Annotated in this window: 3 protein-coding genes; all 3 read left to right on the top strand. The window is 28.5% G+C overall.

All coding sequences use genetic code 11. The annotated features are described in order from the left end of the window. On the top strand, positions 1 to 277 hold a 277-nt coding region (locus tag U9R42_14170), incomplete at its 5' end, for a hypothetical protein (GenBank protein MEA3497169.1). A 416-nt stretch (positions 278 to 693) separates the two neighbouring features. Continuing rightward, positions 694 to 1,140 carry an IS200/IS605 family transposase gene (gene tnpA, locus U9R42_14165; GenBank protein MEA3497168.1) on the top strand — a complete coding sequence of 149 codons (447 nt, stop codon included), beginning with the start codon at positions 694 to 696 and terminating at the stop codon, positions 1,138 to 1,140. 374 nt (positions 1,141 to 1,514) lie between these two features. Then, positions 1,515 to 1,646 (top strand): glycine cleavage system aminomethyltransferase GcvT (locus tag U9R42_14160; GenBank protein MEA3497167.1); only part of this gene is annotated, 132 nt, incomplete at its 3' end.

Here is a 1,646-nt window from a genome sequence, read left to right as displayed (position 1 = left end):
CGAGTTTGTGGAATTGCCATTTGGTAATGATTGGGAGATAAAAATCATTGCTGAAGCAAGACAGGGATCACAGATGTCATCACTATTTACTTCGTTTGCGGATTTAACTTTTTCTGTGACAGAAGTTGAAACGGGGAATGAGATTTATAAAACAAATTTAAACCATGTCAAAGGAATTGATTTAAGTTTTGAAAAATCAGGAATGAAAGCATTGGAAAATATTGCGAAGAAAGTTAGAGAAGAGATAATTGATGAATTTATGGGTGATGGGAAATAGGAATTTATTATAAATTAAACTACTTCGTAGTTTTGTGTTTTGTGAGCATTTATTTCTATGGGTTTCACTCATAGTTAATAGAATTAATCTACTTCGTAGATTTATCAAGGAGAAAAATTATTTAGATGAAAAATAAAATCCAAAGAAAGGAACAGAAGAAATAACATACTGCGAAGCAGTAAAATGTTATTAACTATGGATGAAGTCCATAGGCAAAGGAAGGACAAATAAACCATAGTGATGGAAATTTTAATAAAAAAATATCTGAAGTAGAATACTGCGAAGCAGTAAAATATTAATAACTATGGGTGAAACCCACAGAGAGAAAATTACCCTCACTCAAAAAGAACTACGAAGTAGTTCAATACACACACACACACACACACACACAAATAAAATACAAATAGTAGGAAAAAATGTCAACATACACACAAATATTATATCAAATTGTATTTTCAACAAAAGAAAGAAAAAAAGTTATTGATTACAAAAATCAAGTAGAATTATATAAATATATTTATGGAATAATTAAAAACAAAAAAAGTCATCTTTATCGAATTGGTGGTGTAGAAGATCATATACATATTATAACACATTTACATCCATCAATTTCATTAGCAGAATTTGTAAAAGATATCAAAGTTTCATCCTCATTATGGATAAAGGAGAAAAATATTTTTCCAAAATTTAAAAGTTGGCAGATTGGTTATGCTGGTTTTACATATTCAATTAATTCAAAAGATAAATTAATAAAATATGTGAAAAATCAGAGGGAGCATCATAAAAAGAAAACATTTGTTGAGGAATTAAAAGAACTTCTTGAGGAACACAATATTGATTATGATGAAAAATATTTATTATAAATTAAACTACTTCGTAGTTTTGTGTTTTGTGAGCATTTATTTCTATGGGTTTCACCCATAGTTAATAAAATTAATCTACTTCGTAGATTTATAAAGGAGAAAAAATATTTAGATAAAAAATAAAATCCAAAGAAAGGAACAGAAGAAATAACTTACTGCGAAGCAGTAAAATATTAAGATTAATTTACTTCGTAGATTTGTCAAGGAGAAAAAACATCCAGATGAAAAATAAAATCCAAAGAAAGGAACACAGGAAACAAAATACTGCGAAGCAGTAAAATGTTATTAGTTATGGACGAAGTCCATAGGCAAAGGAAAATGCAAAAAAAGAACTGCGAAGCAGTTCAACAAAAAAACAAACATAAGGAGAAATCATGGAAAAAACACCATTCTACAATAAACATAAAGAATTAGATGCTAAAATAGTAAATTTTGCAGGATTTATGATGCCGATTTCGTATGAAGGAATCAATGCGGAACATTTGCAAGTGCGAAAAAGTGTTGGA

The organism is Bacteroidota bacterium (assembly GCA_034723125.1).
Classification (GTDB): Bacteria; Bacteroidota; Bacteroidia; order CAILMK01; family JAAYUY01; genus JAYEOP01.
The sequence above is the reverse complement of the archived record's forward strand: the minus strand, read 5'-3'. Positions and strand labels throughout refer to the sequence as shown.